The organism is Mitsuokella sp. AF21-1AC (assembly GCF_003458855.1).
Lineage (GTDB): Bacteria > Bacillota > Negativicutes > Selenomonadales > Selenomonadaceae > Mitsuokella.
The window spans coordinates 21,866-38,996 of the sequence record NZ_QRVW01000016.1; the positions used below are offsets into that span (position 1 = coordinate 21,866).

The following is a 17,131-nucleotide window of genomic DNA, read 5'->3' on the forward strand; positions in this document are numbered from 1 at the left end:
TCCTGCCCCCTTACAATGAACCCTTCGTCGACGGGATGCCCTCGACGCGCGGGTCGTCCTCGACGGCGATGCGCAGCGCGTGGCCGAGTGCCTTGAAGATGGCTTCGACCTTGTGATGCGAATTCCTGCCGTAGAGCACGCGGACGTGCAGCGTGATGCCCGCATGGACGGCAAACGCGCGCAGGAATTCCTCCGTGAGCTCCGTGTCGAAGCCGCCGATCATCGGGGCCATCTCGCCGCCCTCGTAGACGAGGTACGGCCGGCCGCTGATGTCGAGCGAGACGAAGGCCAGCGCCTCATCCATCGGCAGGTAGAACGTGCCATAGCGGCGGATGCCCTTCTTGTCGCCGATGGCTTTCCTGAAGGCGTCGCCGAGCGCGATGCCGATGTCCTCGACCGAGTGATGGCCGTCGACGTCGATGTCGCCGTCACAGGCCAGTGTGAGGTCCATGAGGCCGTGCGAGGTCATGAGGTTGAGCATGTGGTCGAAAAAGCCGATGCCCGAGTCGATGACGCCGTGGCCGTTGCCGTCGAGGTTCAGGATAAGCTTGATGTTCGTCTCTGCCGTCTTGCGTTCGACGGTTGCCGTGCGCATACTCATGCTCTGCCCTCCGTGAATGCCTTGAAGTAATTGTACCAGGTGTCGTTCTCCTCGCGGCGGCCCATCGAGATGCGCAGGCAGTCCTTGAGACCCGGCGCATCGCCGAAGTGGCGCACGCCGATGCCCTTCGACTCAAAGAGCTCGTTGAGCTTCTGAGCCTCGGCGTAGTGCACGAGGATGAAATTCGTCTCTGACGGGTAGACCGTGACGCCCGGCAGCTTCTTGAGCTCTTCCTGCATGCGCTTGCGCTCGGAAATCATGATCTGGATGTGCGGGATGAATTCCTGGCGCATCTGGTAGCAGATGTCGGCCGTGACGAGCGACAGGACGTTCATGTGGTACGGCATGTACGATTTGTCAATCATCGCCACGATCTCGCGGCTTGCGAGCATGTAGCCGACGCGGCACGAGGCGAGGCCGTAGGCCTTCGAGAACGTGCGCGCGATGATGAGGTGCGGGTACTTCTTGAGGAGGCCCGTGGCCGTCTGGCCGTAGAATTCGATGTAGGCCTCATCGACGAGGAACGGGCAGGAAATGTTCTTCGCGATGTATTCGATCTGGTCGAGCGTATAGCCGTTGCCCGTCGGGTTGTTCGGGTTGCAGATGACGGCAAGTGACGCCTTCTCGTCGTTGACCGTGCGCACGAATTTCTCGATGTCGAGCGAGTAATCCACCGGCGAGAGGTCGACGGGCACGCCCGTGGCCTCGGCGGCCTTTGCGTAAATCGTGTACATCGAGAACGACGGCTGCGGGTAGACGATCTTGTGCGCAGGCGAGCCGCCGAAGCAGTAGAAGAGTTTCTCGATGATCTCGCTCGAGCCGCTGCCGATGAGGATGTTCTCCTTCTGCAGCTTGAAGTTGCGCGCGATCTGCTCACGCAGGAGGTCGTACTCCTCATTCGGGTAGCGGTTGAAGGCCACGCACGAAAGGCGGCTCATCACGCGCTCCGCCACGAGCGGCGGCATGTTCATATTGCATTCGTTGGCATTGACCTTGATGTCCCAGTCGCGTTCGACGACGTCGTAGGACGGCATATCGGCAAGGCCTTCGCGATAGTTGAAGTTCGTCAATTCCCTTTCCCCCTCATCGTATCTCAATATCTCAATATCTCAGTATCTCGGTATCTCTCATGCATTCGTTCATCCATGTTCCCGGCGCATAACGCCTGCCTGGCAAAACAAATCCGGCAAGACGGCCGGAATATCGCCCGTATCGGCGTGCGCGGCAGCCGTGCGGCTTATTTTTCGCGCTTGCGCAGGCGGATGGCGTTGGCATGGGCCTGCAGGCCCTCCGTCTCGGCGAGGCGGATGATGTCCTCGCTGACATCCTCGAGCGCCGGCTGCGTGTACGAGATGATGCTCGTGCGCTTCATGAACGTCTCGACGTTGAGCACGGAGTAATAGCGTGCCGTGCCGCCCGTCGGCAGCACGTGGTTCGGCCCCGCGAAGTAATCGCCGAGCGGCTCCGGCGAGTACGCGCCGAGGAAGACGGCACCGGCATGGCGCACGTACGGCAGCAGCTGGAAGGGCTGAGCCGTCAAAAGCTCCATGTGCTCCGGAGCCGAAACATTGGCAAAGCGCATGGCCTGCATCATGTCGTCGGCGATAACGATGAGGCCGTTGCGGTCAATCGAGGCCTGCGCAATCTCGCGGCGCGGCAGCTTCGCGAGCTGCTTCTCCGCTTCTTCTGCGACCTTTGCCGCGAGCTCCGCGTCGTCCGTGATGACGATGCTCGACGCCAGCGGGTCGTGCTCGGCCTGGCTCAGCATGTCGGCAGCCGTGTAGACGGGGTCGGCCGTCTTGTCCGCGACGATGAGGATTTCGCTCGGGCCTGCGAGCATGTCGATATCGACGTGGCCGTAGACCTCTTTCTTCGCCAGGGTCACGAAGATGTTGCCCGGGCCCGTGATCTTGTCGACGCGCGGAATCGTCTCCGTGCCGAACGCCATCGCGGCAATCGCCTGCGCGCCGCCAATCTTGTAGATCTTCTTGACGCCGGCCGCGCGCGCGGCGACGAGGACGTACGGGTTGATCTTGCCGTTCTTCGGCGGCACCATCATGATGATCTCGCCGACGCCTGCCACAGCGGCCGGCACCGCATTCATGATGACGGAAGACGGATAGGCGGCCGTGCCGCCCGGCACGTAGATGCCGACGCGGTCAAGCGGGATGAGGGACTGGCCGAGGATCGAGCCCTTCTCGCGGTACGTCATCCACGAATTCGGCTTCTGCTCCTCGTGGTAGCGGCGCACATTCGCGGCCGCCTTGCGCAGCGACTCGACGACGGCGGGGTCCGCGGCCTTTTCAGCCGCCGCAAACTCCTCCTCCGTCACGAGGAAGTCCTCGGGCTTGTAATCGACCTTATCGATGAGGTGCGTGTAGCGGATGACGGCAGCGTCGCCCTCGCGGCGCACATCGCCGACGATCTGGCGCACGAGCTCGGCAGCCGTCATGTCGCGGCCAAACGTCTTCTTGTTGGCTTCGCGGATCTTCGGGTTGAGCTCGACTTCATCAAAGGCGGCCTTCGTCAGAAGGCGTTCGACCTCAGCCTCTCCTGCTTCACTGGCTTTTATGATTCTCATTTATGCTTCCTCGCTTTCCAGGATTTTCTTCAGATCGGCCGCCATCTGGCTGATGCGGTCAAATTTGAGCTTGAAGCTCACGCGGTTGACGATGAGACGCGCCGTCGCGTCGAGGATGTAGGCGATCTCCTCGAGGTCGTTCTCGCGGAGCGTCGTGCCCGTCTCGACGATATCGACGATGCTTTCCGAGAGCCCGACAATCGGGCCGAGCTCGATGGAGCCGTTGAGCTTGATGTATTCCATCTGCATGCCATGCTGGTTGAAGAACTGCTCCGCGATGTGCGGGAACTTCGTCGCGACGCGCGTGTGGTCGTAGTCGACGAGCTTCTCGCGCTTCTCGGCCTTCGGCACGGCCATCATGAGGTGGCAGCGGCCAAAGCCGAGGTCCAGAAGCTCATAGACATCCTTGCCGGACTCCAGCAGCACATCCTTGCCGATGACGCCGATATCCGCCGCACCGTACTCCACGTAAGTCGGCACATCGGCCGTCTTTGAGACGATGAACCGGATCTTCTTCTCTTCATTCGTAATGACCAGCTTCCTCGACTTGTCCGAGAGCCCTTCTGCCGTATAGCCGATCTTCGCGAGCAGGTCGGCGGAAAGGGAAAACAGCTTGCCCTTCGGCAGGGCGATGGTCAAGTACTCCATATTGTTTGACGTCATAGCGGACCTCCAAGTTTTTCTGTTAGTCTTTATCTAATTAAAGCGTTAACATGTAAAATATGTTAACATGTAATCCTGTTTTCGTCAAGATTTTTTCTAGTTCTGTTCATCGGCGGCCTTGAGGATGCGCAGGACGGGCGGGTCTAAAAGGCTCGGCGGCTCGTGGTGCTGCGCGATGATGGCGGCTTCCTCGGCAAGGCCGGCGGCGCGGAGCTTCGCGGCGCCGATGGATGGATGATGGCGGTAGACGTAGAGCGCATGGCCGAGTTTCTGCCACGGCACATGTGCGTCACGGCACATCATCCGTCTGCCGACGGCGGGCAGGCCGTGCATCACGAGCACGGCGAAGACCTTGCCCATGACGTCGAGGTCCCCCCTGACGCGTCCCACATCATGCAGGAGCGCGCAGCGCGCGAGAAGCGCCCGTTCCTCACGCGAAAGTCCTTCGCGCTCAGCCATCTCCTCCGCCGTGCGCTCCACATGCAGCACGTGGCACTGATCCGCCGGATGCATCGCGCGGAAAAGCGGCAGGGCGTCAGCCGGCAGCAGGGCCTGCACGTGGCGCCAGTCATCCCCCGTCATGTGCTCCGTCATGGCACGCGCAAACTGGCGCACGCGCCTTGCCCCCGGCAGGCGCCAAAGTTTTCCTTCCCGCCCTGCACCATGCCTTCTCATCCGAGATACACCAGCTCGTCGTAGCCCTTGGCCTGCTGCATGGCGGCCGCTTCCGCGCGGGTCTGCCCCATGAGGGCAAGCTCGACGACCTTGCCGGCATCGCGCAGCTCCTGTGCCTTCGTGATGGCCTCCGCTTCCCGGCCTGCCGCATAGCTCAGGTAGACATCCTTGGGCTGGTCGGGCTTCTCGAGGCCCTGGCGCGTCAGCGCGAGCAGGATGCGCTCGATGCCGATTGCAAAGCCCGTCGCCGGGCAGGCCGTGCCGAACTCCGAGAGCAGGTGGTCGTAGCGGCCGCCGCCCGCGAGCGGGAAGCCGAGGCCCGGCGTATACGCCTCAAAGACCATGCCTGTGTAGTAGCTGAAGTCGCGGATGATGCCGAGGTCGAAGCGCACGTACTGCTCAACGCCGTACGACTGGAGCAGGCGGTAGATGGCTGCGAGGTTGTCGAGCGCGCGGCGGCTCTGCTCATTGAGCGCGAGCGCATAGCTCTGCTGCAAAAGCTCCGCGCCGCCATTCAAGAGCGGCAGGCGGTTGAGCGTCTCGCGGGCCTTCTCGGGGAGGTCAAGCCCCGCGACGATCTCGCCGAACGCGACGAGGTTGTGCTTCTCCATGGCGGCCTTGAGCTTCTCCTGCGTCGCCGCCGCGAGCTGGAACTGATTCATGATGCCCGTGACGAACTCGACCTGGCCGAGGCAGATTGTGAAATCCTTGAGGCCGACGCGCAAGAGGCCCTGGATGGCCAGCGCGATGACCTCGGCATCGGCAAAGGCCGTCGCACTGCCCATGAGCTCGACGCCGCCCTGATGGAACTCGCACTGGCGGCCCGCCTGCGTCTGCTCGTAGCGGAACGCGCTGCTGATGTACGAGAGCTTCAGGGGCTGCGGGTAGTCGCGCAGGCGGCTCGCGGCGAGGCGCGCGATTGGCGTCGTCATCTCGTGGCGCAGCGCCACCGTGCGGTTGTCCTTGTCAAAGAGCTTGAAGAGATGCTGCTCGAGCTCCCGGTCGGTGCCGCGCGTCAGGTTCTCGAGGTATTCGATCGTCGGCGTGACGACCTCGTCATAGCCCCACTCGGCAAAGAGCGAGGCGAGCTCCGCCTCGATGGCCCGCTTCTCCGCTGCCTCGACGGGCAGGAAGTCGCGCGTACCATACGGGATCTCAAGGGCAAATTTCTGGTTTTCCATGTTGTTCTCTCCTAATCAGGTCATAGTCATCCGGTCATAGCCGGATTGCGGTCATCTCATCTGCCGGCTCCTGCCATCTGCTGGCATCGGGCGTCCCGGCCGCAGGATGTCTCACTTCTGCCGCGCGTGTTTTTGCGCGTCCTCGCCCGGTGCGAGCCGGTCGAGCACGATGTGGTAGCCGTCCGCGCCGTAATTGAGGCAGCGCTTGACGCGGCTGATCGTCGCCGTGCTCGCGCCCGTGCGTGCGACGATGTCGTCGTACGTGTGGCCGGCACGCAGCATGCGCGCGACCTCGAGCCGCTGGCTCATCGCCTTGAGCTCGCTGATCGTGCAGATATCCTCGAAGAACTGGTAACATTCGTCCACCGTCTGCAGCGAGAGCATCGCCTGGCAGAGCTGGTCGTTGAGCTCATCCTTGAGTTTTGGGTTTACCATACCCTTCCTTGCCTCCTCTATCTCAGCTTCCTCAGCTTCCTTATCAAAACAAATTCTCCCGAAAAGCCCCGCCCGCTGCGAAACTTTCCGTCTTTATTCCTTTAGTCTGTGAAAATTTAATGTCATTATAGCACAGCAGGAGACAAAAGAAAAGGTGTCGCTGAAAAAATGTTACAGATTTTAATAATACGACCGGCAGGACACAGGATTTTGTAATTCTTTTGTCGAAATTCATCCATGTCTTGGAAAAGCGGAAATATTGCCATATTTAATAGGAAGAAACGATTTGATTGCGGGGTGTTTGCCTTGAAGACGTCTCCTGACTCCATCCGCTATTATTTCCAGCAGGAAAAGCGGCCGCTCGCCATCGTGACCGCGAGCGGCCTGCTCTACAATGTCGGCATGATCGCCTCTCCGTGGTTCGACGGGCAGCTCGCGCAGGGCCTCTACGACATCTTCGGCGGGCACAGCACGGCTTCTGACATGTATCGGCTCTGCGCGCTCTACCTCCTCGTCATCCTCGTCGTGCAGGGCGCGCGCTATTTCAAGCGGCTCTACGTGAGGAAATTCGCCAACAACGTCAGCCTCGCCATGCGTGACCGGCTCTACCGCCGCCTCGTACAGATGCCGTCAGGTAAGCTCGCGCACGAGGATACGGGCAGCCTCATGACGAAGGTCATCGCCGACATCGACACGTGTGTCGAGGGCATGCGCAAGGCGACGACGGAGGTCTTCGACACGGGCGTCGTTATGGTCGCCTACCTCATCATGCTGCTCTATTACGACTGGCGCCTGACGCTCTGCGTGCTCGTCTTCCCGCCCATCGCCTACGTGATCGCCAGTTTCCTGCGCCGCCGCGTCGCGCGTGCCGCGGCCCTCAGCAAGGAAAAGAGCGGCCTGCTCTCAGGCGTCACGCTCGACCGCACCCGCAATGCGCTGACATACCGCCTGTACGGCGAGGAGACGAATGCAGACCGCCGCTGCGAAGAGGCCCTGCAGCAGTACGAGCAGGCCATGATCCGCGCGAACCTCTACGAAAACGCGCTGCAGCCCCTCTACCGCATCATCGCGCTTACCGGCACCGTCCTCATCATCTGGCAGGGCGGCAGGAACGTCCTCGGCCAGGGCTTCACGGCCTGGGACATCGCCGCGTTCTCGACGTACCTCGCCTGCTTCCTGAAGCTCGCGGTCAAGGCCTCGCACGGCGCCAAGCTCTTCAACGCCGTCCAGAAGGCCCAGGTGTCGTGGCGGCGCATCCGGGGCTTCTTCGGCGGCGAAGGGCAGGAGCTGCCGGCGCCGCGTCCCATGGCCCGGCCCGCCGTGCTGCGCGTCCGGGACCTCTCCTTCACGTATCCCGGCGAAAAATCCCCCGTCTTTTCCCATCTGTCGTTTACGGCGCGCCCCGGCGAGATCATCGGCATCACGGGGCCCGTGGCCTCGGGCAAGACGACGCTCGGCCGACTGTTTCTCGCGGATGTCCCGCACGGCGGCCACATCTGTTTCGGCGCGGAGGAAATCGGTCCGGGGCACCGCCCGCCGCTCGGCATTGTCGGCTACATGGGCCACGTGCCGGAGCTCTTCGCGGGCACGCTTGCCGAGAACGTGCGCTTCGGCAGCACGCGGGACATCTCGGAGGTGCTGGCAGATGTCTGCCTGATGAAGGACCTCCTGGACTTCCCCGAGGGGCTTGAAACGAGGATCGGGCCCGGCGGTCTCAGGCTCTCGGGCGGCCAGCAGGCAAGGCTTGTGCTCGCGCGCACGCTCTTTACAAATGCGCCGCTCCTCGTACTCGACGACCCGTTTGCCTCCGTCGATTACGCGGTCGAGGCGGCCATCCTCGAGAGCCTGCGGCGCCATCACGCGCACGCCGTCATCCTGCTCATCTCGCACCGGCTCGCCGTTTTCCCCAAGCTCGACCAGGTCATCTGCCTGACGGGCACGGGCGAAGCCATCGTCTCCACGCACGCCGCGCTTTACCGCGAAAATGACACGTACCGCAGGCTCTATGACCTCCAGCACCGCGGCGGGCCGGACGGCGTAAAAGGGCACGAGCCGCCAGCGGCCGGCCAGCTCCCATCGCCTCCGGCTGAGGCACCGGGAACCCGCAGCACGCCGGCAGAGCCAGCAGGCCGCACAGCAAAAAACATCAGCGAAGCTGAGAAAGGATGTGGCCGCCATGCGTGAGTGCATCCTTTCGATCCTGCGGCAGCAGTGGCCGCGTCTCCTGGGACTCGCCGCCGTCATCGCGGCCTCCATCGCCGTGAGCATCGCGCCGCCCCTCGTGCTGCAGCGGGCCGTCGACGGCCTGGCCGCGGGGAATATCGCCCCCGACGCCCTGCTCCTCCTCGGCGTCCTCTATTTCGCGCTCTGCACCGTCTCCGGCCTCATCGACACGGGCAGAGAAACGCTCATCACCGTCCTCGGCCAGAAGATCACGCACGGCGTCCGCTCCGCCATGTGCCGGCGGCTCGGCCGGCTGCCCGCCTCCTATTTCGTCACGCAGGAGCCCGGCCAGGTGACCTCGCTCTTCGTCAACGACGTCGACACGCTCGAGAACCTCTTCGACTCGGGCATCGTCAGCATGTTTGCCGACGCCTTCACCATCGTCAGCATCCTCGCCGTCGTCAGCCACCTTAGCCCCGGCCTCGGCGTGCTGCTCCTCCTCTGCCTGCCGCTTCTCTTCCTGCTCACGCGCTACTTCCAGCGCCGCATGCTGCAGGCCCAGCTCGACAACCGCCGGGCCATCGCGAAGACCAATGCCCTCATTCCTGAGACCGTTGCGAACATCTGCACGATCCACCTCTGCCAGCAGGAAGGCTACATGCACACGCGCTACCTGCGCGCCATCCGGCAGAGCTTCGCGGCCATGGAGCGCAGCAATTTCTGCGACTCCATCTACTCCCCGATCATCCTCACGAGCGGCACGGCCATCATCTGCCTCATGATGGCCCTCTCCGTCACGAGCGGCACGCTGCAGGAATGGTTCGGCATGACCGTCGGCAGCGTCGTCGCCCTCATCGCCTACGTGCGCCGCATCTTCACGCCGCTCGAGGCCATCGGCATGGAGATCCAGAGCATCCAGTCGGCCGTCGCGGGCATCCGCCGCCTGCAGGACTTCTTTGCCCTGCCGCTCATGCCCGAAGTGCCGAAAAAATGCGCAGACGAAAAAGCGGCAGCCTCCTCCAAGCTGCCGCCGCTCGTCATCGAGGACCTCGCGTTTGGCTACGGCGAGGACCCCGACCTATTCTCGCACCTCTCCCTGACCATCCGCGAGGGCGAGCACGTCACGCTCACGGGCCGGACCGGCATCGGCAAAAGCACGCTCTTCAAGCTCGTGCTCGGCCTCTACGCGCCGCGCGCAGGCAGCATCCGCATCGCCGGCCTCGCTCCCGCAGAAATCGCCGAACGTGACCGGCGCCGCCTCATCGGCTGCGTCTGGCAGGAATTCTGCCCCGTCCGCGGCGGCATCCGCGAGCAGGTGACGCTCGGCGATCCCGGCATCTCAGATGAAGAAGTCCGGCAGGCCCTCGCGCTCACGGGACTCCTCTCCCTTTGCCAAAGCCTGCCGCAGGGCCTCGCGACGCCCCTCAAAGACGCCGGCTTCTCCCAGGGCCAGCTCCAGCTGCTCGGCATCGCGCGCGCCATCGTCAAGCACCCGCGCCTGCTGCTGCTCGACGAGATCACCGCCAGCCTCGACGCCGCCACCGAGAAACAGGTCCTTGCAGCCCTCAAACGGGCCTGCAGGGACCGCGCCGTGCTCTCCATCTCCCACCGCCTCTACGAAACCACCGGCGGCCGCCTCCTCGAGCTCCGGCGGCCATGAAAAGGAGTGTGCAACTGTTATGATGAAAAACAATCCACCAGAATGCGTCCTGCTGTCCCCGGACGATTACAACGCCGAACTTCTCCGCACGGCCGCAGAACGACTGAAACACTACGATCCTGCCGATACCATCCCCTTCGAAAAGGTCACCGCCCAAAACGGCATCGACCTTAATGCCTTGCCAGAGGAGGACATAGAGCTCGATTGAAACTGTCTTGCACGAGTTCCATCCGTGTTCACCCGACAGCGGAAACTTGGAGTTTTAGATTAAGGGCCTGCATGAGTTTGACAAGCGTATCGAGTTTTGGCGTTGTCTTCAAGGTCTCGATGCGGGCTACCGAAGACTGGGGAATACCACACCGCTCCGCAAGGGCGCGCTGACTGATGCCCAGTTCCTGTCTTCGCTGGATGATAGAAGAAACAATATCGCTTACTTCTTCAATTTCCTCCATATTGCGGCGTTCTTCCTCACTAACTGCTTTTACATGATTTTTATAGTCTGCCCATGTTCTCATGGTTCTTCCCCCTTCTGACGGATGTAATCGTCACGTTCTGCCTTGGCGCGAGTAATTTCCCGTTTCGGTGTTTTCTGTGATTTTTTGCGGAAATGATGAAGAAGCACATACTGGCTCTCATCATAATAGAAGTAAAAGACACGATTGTTTCTTGGACGCAGTTCCCAGATATCTTCTTCCAGATGTTTCGTGATATTAGCCGGCAGATTGGTACCGTTTTTGGCAAGCAGGTCGATATAAAAGAGAATCTGGTTGTACTGAATACGAGCATCTTTGTTGGTTTCACTTTTTATTCTCAACGTTTCCAAGAAATTCCAAATTTCTGATTCACCGTGCTGGTCTTCATAAAATTCAATTGTATACATCATGATTTCCTTCATGTTCTTATCATTATGATAGCACGAATGCTATCATAATGCAAATTCATCTCCATATCCATAGTTACGCACCAGGGATTCGATTAAAAAGGAGTGCTCACCATGATTTCATTTCTGTTGTATGCAGCTATCATGTTCGGGTCCATTCTTGCGCTGCTCTGTCTCATTGCCGGGATTGCCGGTTTTATCTCCGGCATCATCCATTCCATCCGGCATGACCTTTGACGCCAGACCGTTCTGCACGAGTAGCAAAAACAGGAAAACCGACATACTTCGCTGCCCGAGAATTTGACAAAATATTCCCATGATGGTATACTGCAAACTATAGAAAACCATTTTAAGGGGTAAAAACGCCCCAGGTTTTCCGTTTTTTCACCGAACACCGCCAAGCCTTGTTAGTCAAGCGTTCTCGCAATCTGATTTGCTTGAAAAGCGAACACGGGCTTTCATCGCAGCGTTCGAAAAACCGAAAAACGACTGAGGTTTTCCACTTTACTAATCTGGGGCCAGTAACCCCAAGGGCTCAGGGGCACAGTATTGTAGCCCTCCTAATACCGTTTTCGGTATTGAAACCCTCGAGACCGGAAAAGAACACATTAACGATTTCGAATTGTAGCCCTCCTAATACCGTTTTCGGTATTGAAACTTAGAATAGGATGATCGTAACGCAGAATTTTGGAATTCATTGTAGCCCTCCTAATACCGTTTTCGGTATTGAAACATTCTGCAAGAGCTTCATCAAAGCTAGGTACAGACTGAATTGTAGCCCTCCTAATACCGTTTTCGGTTTTCTCCCATCATCATCAAATTAAAAATCCCCGATTACATATAGATTCAACAAATCCATATGTAATCGGGGATTTTTTGAACATAAACGAAAGGAACGCGTATGCCCACTTATCTTGCCATTGACCTCAAATCTTTCTACGCCTCAGTCGAATGCCGGGAACGGGGACTCAATCCGTTGACGACGAATCTCGTCGTGGCGGATCCGACGCGGACGGAAAAGACCATCTGTCTGGCCGTTTCGCCGTCGCTCAAGGCCTATGGCCTTCCGGGCCGTCCGCGCCTGTTCGAAGTCGTGCAGCGCATCAGGGACGTAAACAGCCAGCGGCGGTTTCACGCACCCGGCCACACGCTGACGGGGAAATCCGCCGATGCCAAAGAACTCGCGCAGCACCGGGAATATGCCGTCGACTACATCAAGGCCACGCCGCGCATGGCCCTCTACATGGCGTACAGCACGCGAATCTACCAGATTTACCTGCGCTATGTCGCCCCGGAGCTCATTCATGTCTATTCCATTGACGAAGTCTTCCTCGACGTGACGAACTACCTGCGGCACTTCAAGCTGACGGCGCATCAGCTTGCGCGCAACATGATCCGCTCCATCCTCGCTGAGACGGGCATCACGGCCACGGCCGGCATCGGTACGAACCTCTACCTCGCAAAAGTGGCCATGGACATCGTGGCCAAGCACGTCCCGGCCGATGAAGACGGCGTGCGCATCGCCGAACTCGACGAGCTTCGCTATCGGCAGGAACTCTGGCATCATCAGCCCCTCACCGATTTCTGGCGCGTCGGCAAAGGCTACGCCCAAAAACTCCTGGAACAGGGTCTGCGGACGATGGGCGACATTGCCCGCTGTTCGCTCGGCAGCCAGGCGGACTATTACAACGAAGACCTGCTGTACCGGCTGTTTGGCGTCAACGCGGAACTGCTCATCGATCACGCCTGGGGCTGGGAGCCCTGCACGATGGCCGACATCAAGGCGTATCAGCCGGAAAATCACAGCCTGGGGTCCGGACAGGTCCTGCAGTCCCCCTATCCGCATGACAAGGCACGCCTCGTGGCCTGGGAGATGGCCGACCAGCTCGCCCTGGACCTCGTGGCCAGACACCTCGTCACGGATCAGATGGTCCTGACCGTTGGCTACGACCGGGAAAACCTCAAAAGCGAAAAGGGCCGTCCGGCCTACCGCGGCCCGGTGCATATCGATCGTTACGGCAGGACCGTTCCCAAGGCCGCCCACGGCTCGCTCGCCCTCGGGAAATACACCTCCTCCAGCAGGCTCATCCTCGCCAAAGTGATGGAACTCTTTGACAAGATCACCGATCCCGCTCTGCTCGTGCGGCGCATCACACTCGTCGCCAACCACACGCAGCCGGAAGGCACGCAGGCGCAGGAAAAGCCGCAGGCAGCCGCAGGCAGAAGAACTCGACCTCTTCCGCGATTACGCCGCCGAAGCGAAACAGCAGGAACAGGAAAAACAGGACGAGCAAAAGGAAAAATCCGTTCAGAACGCCATCCTGGCCATCAAAGGGAAATACGGCAAGAACGCCCTGCTGCGGGCCGCCAACCTTCAGGACGGCGCCACGATGATCGAGCGGAACGGACAGATTGGAGGCCACAAGGCATGACGAAGAATCAAACGTATGCGGACATCATCCACCTGCCGCACCACGTCTCATCCCGCCATCCGCAGATGCCGCGCGCAAAGCGGGCCGCGCAGTTCGCCCCCTTTGCAGCCCTGACCGGCTACGAAGACGCGCTGGCCGAGACGACGCGGCCGCTCGTGCAGCGCATCGAGCTCTCCGACGACGAAAAAGCGCGCTTGGACCAGCGCCTGCAGGCACTTTCCGCGCATATTGAGGATCGGCCGGCCGTCACCATCACCTGGTTCCAGGAAGACCTGGCGGCCGGAGGCGGCCTCTACGTGACCACCAGTGGGCAGCTCAAGACCATCGATACCGCCCACAACGGCCTGCTCCTGACCAGCGGAAAATGGATTTCCCTCCGCGACATCCTCACGCTGTCTGCGAGGCCAGATGCCTCCGCACGGCCGCAGGACGACTGAAAAAGCCGCATCCTGCCGCCAGCAGCAAGAAACGAGCGCAAAAAGCAGGAAACGCGTTCGGCTTGCAGAAATATTCTATAGATACATGTAGATACATGCCAAAAACATTCAAGCGAAGCAAACGGAAAGGTGCCGATAACATGAACCAGGACCAGAAGCATAAAGAAAAAAGCGGGAACGAAACGCGGCTCATCACAGCCAGTCAGCAGCAATGGCTCGACTGGATCGTAAGGCTCCAGAGCCTCGCCCAGGCCGGGCTCCACTACGGGCGCGACCGCTTTGACCTAGAACGCTACACGGAAATCCGGGACATCGCCGCCCGCATGATGGCCGCGCAGGCCGACCTGCCCCTTGCAAGGATTCGGGAACTCTTCTGCAACGAGGAAGGCTACCAGACGCCAAAACTCGATACCCGCGCCGCCATCTTTGAGGACGGCAAGATCCTGCTCGTCCGCGAGAGCTCCGGCAAATGGACGCTGCCGGGCGGCTGGTGCGACGTCGACCAGTCGATTGCCAGCAACACCATCAAGGAAGCCAAGGAAGAGGCCGGCCTCGACGTCGAAGTCGAGCGCGTCATCGCCATCGACGACTGGCGCCGCCACAATAAAATCAACAACCCCTACGGCATCATCAAAATCTTCTCGCTCTGCCGGGCCCTCGGCGGCTCCTTCCAGCCCAACATCGAAACAATCGAAACGCACTATTTCGCACGCCGCGAGCTGCCCGCAAACATCGCCGAAGAAAAGACGAGCCGCGAACAAATCGACCGCTGCTTCGACGCCGCCGCTGACACCAACTGGCAGACACGCATCGAATGAATGGCAATAACCCTGCTTCTTACGGCTGCATCTTAACAAAGTCTGGCCGGTAGTAAGCAAGCAATTTGCGGAAACGATCCTGTGCCGTCAGGCAAGTGTCACGCAAATATCCTGCTTCTCTGCCCCACTCCTTCAGTCCGCGATAATAATAATATTTGAGATCATCGGTAATGATGAAGGGGATGTGGTTCGTGCGCAGACATTCCTTGAACAAAATCAGCCTGCCGATACGTCCGTTGCCATCCTGGAAGGGGTGGATGCGTTCAAACCGGACATGGAACTCGAGCAAATCATCGAAAGTTGGGTGCTGGATTTCTTTATACCAGGAAAGCAATGCGCGGATGGCAGCGGATACCTGCTTCGGCGCCGTCGTTTCCTGCTCTCCAATCGTGTTGGGCAGTTTCTTATAGCCGCCCACGGCAAACCAGCTCTGGCGGCTGTCCGTCGTGCCATTCTTCAGCATGAGGTGCAGCCCCTTGATCATCTTCTCGCTCAATTGATGCCGGGCCATCTCGATGATCCAATCCATGCATCGAAAATGGTTCATCGTCTCGACGATATCGTTTGCATTAACGGGCATCTCCCGGCTAATCGTATTCGTCTCAAAAATGTAGCGCGTCTCCTCGTGTGTCAGCCGGCTGCCTTCGATATGATTCGAATTGTACGTCATATCAATCTGTACGCGGTGATAAATGCCACCCTTCTGATGTCTGGCACACTCCGCCTGCAGAATATCTAAAAGTGTCATCTTATCTGCTTGTTTCGATACCCGCGCCTTACGGGCCGGGCGTTGTGCCTGTGCAGGTATCAGCCAGGCACGCCCCACCTGATGTGCCCCAGGAACCTTGCCCAAACGGCAATAGTTCCGCACCGTCCGTGCGGAAAGCCCCCAACGATTTGCCGTTTCTTCGACAGATACATACTCCATTTCATCGCCCTCCTTTCCTCTTATTATCGCACAACATACCGTTATCGGCAAATTATATTATAAAAATAATATGTTTTACGACATAATTTGCCGATAGCGGCAAAAAGAGCGTCTTCACCATTCCATTCATTGTGAAGACATAAAAAGCCACCTTGGGAAATCCGAAGATTTTCCAAAGTGGCTGTTCTGTCTTCCAGACAGGATCTGCAATCAGATAATGCGGTTCTTTTTCTGGTGAATGCGTTCCGCCGTTTCGAGGTAGATGACCCACTCGGCGATGTTGACGGCGTGGTCGCCGATGCGCTCGAGGAAGCGGGCGATGAAGAGCAGCTGCGTCAGGCGTTTCTGGCGCGTTGCCTCATGCGTGACGAAGTCGGACAGCGCGTAGAACGTGTGCTCGAAAACGTCATCCATCTTCTTGTCCATCTTGCGCACGTTGTCGGCGAGCTGGACGTCCTTGTCGCGGTAGGATTTGACGGCCATGCGCAGCATATCGATGGCGCACTCGCCCAGCATCTTGACCCAGCGCAGGCACTCGGGGTCAAGCGGCACCTCGACGGCGGATACCGTCTTGGCGATATCAAAGGCGTGGTCGCCGATGCGCTCGATGTCCGTTGAGATCTTGAAGCCCGTCGCGATGACGCGCAGGTCATGGGCGATCGGCTGCTGCTTCGCGATCAGGAGGATGCACTGATCCTCCACCTTGATGATCATGTCGTCGATATCATCATCATCGTGCATGACCTTATGCGCAAGGGCCGTATCGTTCTCGAGGAGTGCCTTCATGGCGCGCTCCACGGCCAGCAGGGCTTTGTCGCCCATTGAGGCCACCAGATCCTGCACGACCTCCAGGTCATGGATGTATTCCTGTCTCGTCTGCCGTTCCATATCAGCCGAACCTCCCTGTAATGTAGTCTTCCGTTTTCTTGTCATGGGGTTTCGTGAAGATGGTGTCCGTCGTGTCATGCTCGATGAGCTTGCCGTTGAGAAAGAAGGCCGTGTAATCGGAGACACGGGCCGCCTGCTGCATGTTGTGCGTGACCATGACGATCGTGTATTCCTTCTTGATTTCCTGCACGAGCTCCTCGATCTTCATCGTGGAAATCGGGTCGAGGGCCGAGCACGGCTCGTCCATCAGCACGACCTCCGGCTCGACGGCCATGACGCGCGCGATGCAGAGGCGCTGCTGCTGGCCGCCGGACATGCCCATGGCCGATGCGTTGAGGCGGTCCTTGACCTCATCCCAGAGTGCGGCGCCGCGCAGGCTCTTCTCGACGATCTCATCGAGACGCTTCTTGTCCGTGAGGCCGTGCACGCGGCAGCCATATGCGACGTTGTCGTAGATGGACATCGGGAACGGGTTCGGGCGCTGGAAAACCATACCCACGCGCTTGCGCAGGTTGACGAGATCGACGCCTTCGCGGTAAATGTCTTCATCATCGAGCGTGATCTTGCCATCGATGCGCACGCCATCGATGAGATCGTTCATGCGGTTCAACGTCCGCAGGAAGGTCGATTTGCCGCAGCCGGAAGGGCCGATGAGTGCGACAACTTTATTTTCTGGAACCTCAAGGGTCACATCAAACAGCGCCTGATGATCCCCGTAGAACAGGTTGAGGTTCTCTGCCTTCATCTTCATAGAAAGTTCCTCCTCGAACCGAAATTATTCCGGCTGTA

18 protein-coding genes and 1 CRISPR repeat array are annotated in these 17,131 nt (G+C 59.5%); of the genes, 6 read left to right on the forward strand and 12 right to left on the reverse strand.

Going from position 1 to position 17,131, the window contains the following annotated elements:
* Positions 1-10: 10 nt before the first annotated feature.
* From hisB to DWX75_RS07155, 7 genes are all read right to left on the reverse strand, one after another.
* Positions 11-601 (reverse strand): imidazoleglycerol-phosphate dehydratase HisB, encoded by a 591-nt coding sequence (hisB, locus tag DWX75_RS07125; RefSeq protein ID WP_118015645.1) that lies wholly within the window; start codon positions 599-601, stop codon positions 11-13.
* Positions 598-1,635 carry a histidinol-phosphate transaminase gene (hisC, locus tag DWX75_RS07130; RefSeq protein WP_118015678.1) on the reverse strand — a complete coding sequence of 346 codons (1,038 nt, stop codon included), beginning with the start codon at positions 1,633-1,635 and terminating at the stop codon, positions 598-600. Before hisC ends, hisB begins: the two co-directional genes overlap by 4 nt.
* A gap of 203 nt (positions 1,636-1,838) precedes the next feature.
* A complete protein-coding gene (gene hisD / locus DWX75_RS07135; protein ID WP_118015646.1) occupies positions 1,839-3,182 on the reverse strand; it encodes a histidinol dehydrogenase in 1,344 nt (447 codons plus the stop codon).
* Positions 3,183-3,845 carry an ATP phosphoribosyltransferase gene (hisG, locus tag DWX75_RS07140; protein WP_118015647.1) on the reverse strand — a complete coding sequence of 221 codons (663 nt, stop codon included), beginning with the start codon at positions 3,843-3,845 and terminating at the stop codon, positions 3,183-3,185.
* Positions 3,846-3,941: 96 nt separating this feature from the next.
* Positions 3,942-4,520, reverse strand: coding sequence for an HD domain-containing protein (locus tag DWX75_RS07145; protein ID WP_118015648.1), 579 nt, complete (start codon positions 4,518-4,520; stop codon positions 3,942-3,944).
* On the reverse strand, positions 4,517-5,701 hold the full coding sequence (gene hisZ, locus DWX75_RS07150) for an ATP phosphoribosyltransferase regulatory subunit (RefSeq protein WP_118015649.1): 1,185 nt from the start codon (positions 5,699-5,701) through the stop codon (positions 4,517-4,519). Before hisZ ends, DWX75_RS07145 begins: the two co-directional genes overlap by 4 nt.
* Positions 5,702-5,812: 111 nt before the next feature.
* Positions 5,813-6,136 (reverse strand): YerC/YecD family TrpR-related protein, encoded by a 324-nt coding sequence (locus DWX75_RS07155; protein ID WP_118015650.1) that lies wholly within the window; start codon positions 6,134-6,136, stop codon positions 5,813-5,815.
* A 306-nt stretch (positions 6,137-6,442) separates the two neighbouring features.
* Between DWX75_RS07155 and DWX75_RS07160 the strand changes: the two genes are divergently transcribed.
* From DWX75_RS07160 to DWX75_RS07170, 3 genes are read left to right on the forward strand one after another with little or no spacing between them, the layout of a single operon-like run.
* Positions 6,443-8,320: an ABC transporter ATP-binding protein gene (locus DWX75_RS07160; RefSeq protein WP_233519516.1), complete on the forward strand. Its 1,878-nt coding sequence runs from the start codon at positions 6,443-6,445 to the stop codon at positions 8,318-8,320.
* Positions 8,313-9,959, forward strand: coding sequence for an ABC transporter ATP-binding protein (locus DWX75_RS07165; RefSeq protein ID WP_118015652.1), 1,647 nt, complete (start codon positions 8,313-8,315; stop codon positions 9,957-9,959). The genes DWX75_RS07160 and DWX75_RS07165 overlap by 8 nt, the downstream gene beginning before the upstream one ends.
* A gap of 19 nt (positions 9,960-9,978) precedes the next feature.
* Complete coding sequence (locus DWX75_RS07170; protein WP_199497544.1) at positions 9,979-10,167, forward strand: hypothetical protein; 189 nt, start codon at positions 9,979-9,981, stop codon at positions 10,165-10,167.
* A 28-nt stretch (positions 10,168-10,195) separates the two neighbouring features.
* On the opposite strand, the gene DWX75_RS07175 is transcribed toward DWX75_RS07170, so the two are convergent.
* Positions 10,196-10,474 carry a helix-turn-helix transcriptional regulator gene (locus DWX75_RS07175; RefSeq protein WP_118015653.1) on the reverse strand — a complete coding sequence of 93 codons (279 nt, stop codon included), beginning with the start codon at positions 10,472-10,474 and terminating at the stop codon, positions 10,196-10,198.
* Entirely contained in the window at positions 10,471-10,854 is a 384-nt protein-coding gene (locus DWX75_RS07180; protein WP_233519517.1) for a type II toxin-antitoxin system RelE/ParE family toxin, read from the reverse strand. Before DWX75_RS07180 ends, DWX75_RS07175 begins: the two co-directional genes overlap by 4 nt.
* Before the next feature lie 99 nt (positions 10,855-10,953).
* Between DWX75_RS07180 and DWX75_RS12290 the strand changes: the two genes are divergently transcribed.
* From DWX75_RS12290 to DWX75_RS07195, 3 genes are all read left to right on the forward strand, one after another.
* On the forward strand, positions 10,954-11,076 hold the full coding sequence (locus DWX75_RS12290) for a hypothetical protein (protein ID WP_255424263.1): 123 nt from the start codon (positions 10,954-10,956) through the stop codon (positions 11,074-11,076).
* A 311-nt stretch (positions 11,077-11,387) separates the two neighbouring features.
* Positions 11,388-11,647: a CRISPR direct-repeat array (repeat unit 37 nt; unit sequence ATTGTAGCCCTCCTAATACCGTTTTCGGTATTGAAAC).
* 93 nt (positions 11,648-11,740) lie between these two features.
* Entirely contained in the window at positions 11,741-13,708 is a 1,968-nt protein-coding gene (locus DWX75_RS07185; RefSeq protein ID WP_369974339.1) for a hypothetical protein, read from the forward strand.
* 140 nt (positions 13,709-13,848) lie between these two features.
* Complete coding sequence (locus DWX75_RS07195; RefSeq protein WP_118015655.1) at positions 13,849-14,526, forward strand: NUDIX hydrolase; 678 nt, start codon at positions 13,849-13,851, stop codon at positions 14,524-14,526.
* Between the two features lie 19 nt (positions 14,527-14,545).
* Here DWX75_RS07195 and DWX75_RS07200 read toward each other — a convergent pair whose 3' ends face one another.
* From DWX75_RS07200 to pstB, 3 genes are all read right to left on the reverse strand, one after another.
* Positions 14,546-15,454 carry a DNA-binding protein gene (locus DWX75_RS07200; protein WP_118015656.1) on the reverse strand — a complete coding sequence of 303 codons (909 nt, stop codon included), beginning with the start codon at positions 15,452-15,454 and terminating at the stop codon, positions 14,546-14,548.
* A 210-nt stretch (positions 15,455-15,664) separates the two neighbouring features.
* Positions 15,665-16,342 (reverse strand): phosphate signaling complex protein PhoU, encoded by a 678-nt coding sequence (gene phoU, locus DWX75_RS07205; protein ID WP_118015657.1) that lies wholly within the window; start codon positions 16,340-16,342, stop codon positions 15,665-15,667.
* Between the two features lies 1 nt (position 16,343).
* Positions 16,344-17,093: a phosphate ABC transporter ATP-binding protein PstB gene (pstB, locus tag DWX75_RS07210; RefSeq protein WP_118015658.1), complete on the reverse strand. Its 750-nt coding sequence runs from the start codon at positions 17,091-17,093 to the stop codon at positions 16,344-16,346.
* Positions 17,094-17,131: the final 38 nt, after the last annotated feature.

Bases quoted from the DNA above. Each gene is read 5' to 3' on its own strand.
- hisB (WP_118015645.1), bottom strand. From the start codon at position 601: ATGAGTATGCGCACGGCAACCGTCGAACGCAAGACGGCAGAGACGAAC.
- hisC (WP_118015678.1), bottom strand. From the start codon at position 1,635: ATGCCGTCCTACGACGTCGTCGAACGCGACTGGGACATCAAGGTCAAT.
- hisD (WP_118015646.1), bottom strand. From the start codon at position 3,182: ATGAGAATCATAAAAGCCAGTGAAGCAGGAGAGGCTGAGGTCGAACGC.
- hisG (WP_118015647.1), bottom strand. From the start codon at position 3,845: ATGACGTCAAACAATATGGAGTACTTGACCATCGCCCTGCCGAAGGGC.
- DWX75_RS07145 (WP_118015648.1), bottom strand. From the start codon at position 4,520: ATGAGAAGGCATGGTGCAGGGCGGGAAGGAAAACTTTGGCGCCTGCCG.
- hisZ (WP_118015649.1), bottom strand. From the start codon at position 5,701: ATGGAAAACCAGAAATTTGCCCTTGAGATCCCGTATGGTACGCGCGAC.
- DWX75_RS07155 (WP_118015650.1), bottom strand. From the start codon at position 6,136: ATGGTAAACCCAAAACTCAAGGATGAGCTCAACGACCAGCTCTGCCAG.
- DWX75_RS07165 (WP_118015652.1), top strand. From the start codon at position 8,313: ATGCGTGAGTGCATCCTTTCGATCCTGCGGCAGCAGTGGCCGCGTCTC.
- DWX75_RS07170 (WP_199497544.1), top strand. From the start codon at position 9,979: ATGATGAAAAACAATCCACCAGAATGCGTCCTGCTGTCCCCGGACGAT.
- DWX75_RS07175 (WP_118015653.1), bottom strand. From the start codon at position 10,474: ATGAGAACATGGGCAGACTATAAAAATCATGTAAAAGCAGTTAGTGAG.
- DWX75_RS07180 (WP_233519517.1), bottom strand. From the start codon at position 10,854: ATGAAGGAAATCATGATGTATACAATTGAATTTTATGAAGACCAGCAC.
- DWX75_RS12290 (WP_255424263.1), top strand. From the start codon at position 10,954: ATGATTTCATTTCTGTTGTATGCAGCTATCATGTTCGGGTCCATTCTT.
- DWX75_RS07185 (WP_369974339.1), top strand. From the start codon at position 11,741: ATGCCCACTTATCTTGCCATTGACCTCAAATCTTTCTACGCCTCAGTC.
- DWX75_RS07195 (WP_118015655.1), top strand. From the start codon at position 13,849: ATGAACCAGGACCAGAAGCATAAAGAAAAAAGCGGGAACGAAACGCGG.
- DWX75_RS07200 (WP_118015656.1), bottom strand. From the start codon at position 15,454: ATGGAGTATGTATCTGTCGAAGAAACGGCAAATCGTTGGGGGCTTTCC.
- phoU (WP_118015657.1), bottom strand. From the start codon at position 16,342: ATGGAACGGCAGACGAGACAGGAATACATCCATGACCTGGAGGTCGTG.
- pstB (WP_118015658.1), bottom strand. From the start codon at position 17,093: ATGAAGATGAAGGCAGAGAACCTCAACCTGTTCTACGGGGATCATCAG.